Here is a 2,211-nt window from a genome sequence, read left to right as displayed (position 1 = left end):
GGCAGGTGCGGCAAGCGTTCCGCGCCGCCGTCCAGCACGCCAGGCACAGCGGATCGCCCAACGAAGCACACGCATGATCGAACTCCAGAGGAAAGGGCGCATCCGCGCCGTCGGTGGGCACCCCACCGCGGCAGATCGGGCGCGGCCGCCCGAGGCTGGCCGCGAGATAAATTAGAATTTTCTTATATTAGAGTCAACTGATATGATGGGCGCACTTTCCCGCCGAGCACCCCCAATGCCCGCCTCCTCCGCCCAAGTCCTGGTCGACCGCGCACGCGCGCAGATCCACGAAACCCCTGCCCACACCGATGCCGCCGCCACGCCGCTGCCCGGCGAGTGGATCATCGACGTGCGCGAACCCGGCGAGTTCGCCATGGGCCACCTGCCCAACGCCATCAACATCCCGCGCGGCATCCTCGAATTCCGTCTCGACGCCGATCCGGCGCTGGCCCGACGCGACCAGCCGATCCTGCTGTACTGCGCCAGCGGCGGCCGCTCCACGCTGGCGGCGCTGAGCCTGCAGCATCTCGGCTACACCGCGGTGCGCTCGCTGACCGGCGGCTTCCTGGGCTGGACCGCGGCCGGTGGCCCTGTCGATTTCTGAGCCCATGCCGCGCCGCGCCGCAACCGCCCTGGACCCTGCCGCAATGCGCGCGCACGCCAACGAGGCGGCGCGCCTGCTGAAGGCGCTCGGCAACGAGAAGCGGCTGCTGCTGCTGTGCCTGCTGGTGGACCACGAGCAATCGGTCGGCGAGCTCAACGCACGTGTGGAGCTGAGCCAGTCGGCGCTGTCGCAACACCTGGCGCTGCTGCGCGAGGATGGACTGGTGCAGACCCGCCGCGAGGGTCAGACCATCTATTATTCGCTGGTGCCCGGCCCGGTGCAGCGCATCCTCGAGGTGTTGCACGGCATCTACTGCAGCGCCGCGCCACCTGCCGCCACCCGGAGCGATCGATGAGCCAGCATCCGCACGTCCACGCCTTCCACCATGCCGGTTCCGGCACCTGGAGCTACGTGGTCGAGGATGGCCACGACGCCGCGGTGATCGACCCGGTGGTGGGCTACGACCCGCAGACCGGCGCACTGGACGACGCACCGGCGCAGGCGTTGGCCGCGTGCCTGGACGCGCGCGGACTGCACCTGCGCTGGATTCTCGAGACCCACGCCCACGCCGATCATGTCTCCGCCGCGCAGTGGTTCAAGCAGCGCTGGCCGCAGGCGACGCTGGCGATCGGCGACGGCATCCGCGAGGTGCGCGCCCGTTTCGCGCCGCAGTTCGGCCTGGACGCAGATGCGCAGGCGCGCTGCGGCTTCGATCACCTGCTCGCCGATGGCGAGCGTTTCGCGATCGGCAGTGTGCAGGCGCAGGTGATCGCCGTGCCAGGCCATACTGGCGACAGCGTCGCCTACCTGATCGGCGATGCGCTTTTCCCGGGCGATTCGCTGTTCATGCCCGACAGCGGCACCGCACGCTGCGATTTCCCCGGCGGCGACGCGGCCACGCTGTACCGTTCGATCCAGCGGCTGTACGCGCTGCCGGCGGCGACGCGCGTGTTCGTGTGCCACGACTACGGCGCAGGCGGCCGCGCGGTGGCCTGCCAGACCAGCATCGACGAACAGCGCCGCAGCAACATCCATGTGCGCGATGGCATCGACGAAGCGGCCTTCGTGGCCTTGCGCCAGGCGCGCGATGCGACGCTGGCCGAGCCGCGGCTGATGCAGCCGTCGGTGCGCGCCAACATCCAGGCCGGCCGCACCGACGACCTGGCGCCGCCGGCGGCGTGAGCAGGCAGCGCGCCGCCGGCGCGCTAGGATGCGGAGTTGCGACAGCGCTGCGCGACCGTACGCGTGCGCCGCCGCGCCCTGCCGCATTGCCTACCTGCCCCCGCTGGAGTGACCCATGACCCGACCGCTGCGCCGCCTGCTGTGCCTGTGCACCTTGATCGTCGCCACCGCGATCGCGCCGGTCTCGGCGCAGACGCCGCTGACCGTGTTCGCCGCCGCCAGCCTCAAGGAATCGCTGGACGAGGCCGCCAGCGCCTACCAGCGCACCCATGGCACCCCCGTGCAGGTGTCCTACGCCGCCAGTTCCACGCTGGCCCGGCAGGTGGAACAGGGCGCGCCGGCGGACGTGTTCGTCTCCGCCGACCAGGAGTGGATGGACTACCTGCAGCAGCGCAAGTTGATCGATCCGGCACTGCGCCGCGACC

4 protein-coding genes are annotated in these 2,211 nt (G+C 70.6%); all 4 read left to right on the top strand.

The genetic code is table 11. The features are described 5' to 3' along the window. The first annotated feature begins 235 nt into the window (after positions 1–235). Positions 236–604: a rhodanese-like domain-containing protein gene (locus D183_RS0116510; RefSeq protein WP_017909974.1), complete on the top strand. Its 369-nt coding sequence runs from the start codon at positions 236–238 to the stop codon at positions 602–604. Between the two features lie 4 nt (positions 605–608). Beyond that, a complete protein-coding gene (locus D183_RS0116505) occupies positions 609–959 on the top strand; it encodes an ArsR/SmtB family transcription factor (RefSeq protein ID WP_017914208.1) in 351 nt (116 codons plus the stop codon). Continuing rightward, positions 956–1,786, top strand: a complete 831-nt coding sequence (locus D183_RS0116500; protein WP_017909972.1) for an MBL fold metallo-hydrolase — start codon at positions 956–958, stop codon at positions 1,784–1,786. Before D183_RS0116505 ends, D183_RS0116500 begins: the two co-directional genes overlap by 4 nt. Positions 1,787–1,901: 115 nt before the next feature. Continuing rightward, positions 1,902–2,211 (top strand): molybdate ABC transporter substrate-binding protein (modA, locus tag D183_RS0116495; RefSeq protein ID WP_017909971.1); only part of this gene is annotated, 310 nt, incomplete at its 3' end.

The organism is Xanthomonas sp. SHU 199 (assembly GCF_000364665.1).
Classification (GTDB): domain Bacteria; phylum Pseudomonadota; class Gammaproteobacteria; order Xanthomonadales; family Xanthomonadaceae; genus Xanthomonas_A; species Xanthomonas_A sontii.
The sequence above is the reverse complement of the archived record's forward strand: the minus strand, read 5'-3'. Positions and strand labels throughout refer to the sequence as shown.

Bases quoted from the DNA above. Each gene is read 5' to 3' on its own strand.
- D183_RS0116510 (WP_017909974.1), top strand. From the start codon at position 236: ATGCCCGCCTCCTCCGCCCAAGTCCTGGTCGACCGCGCACGCGCGCAG.
- D183_RS0116505 (WP_017914208.1), top strand. From the start codon at position 609: ATGCCGCGCCGCGCCGCAACCGCCCTGGACCCTGCCGCAATGCGCGCG.
- D183_RS0116500 (WP_017909972.1), top strand. From the start codon at position 956: ATGAGCCAGCATCCGCACGTCCACGCCTTCCACCATGCCGGTTCCGGC.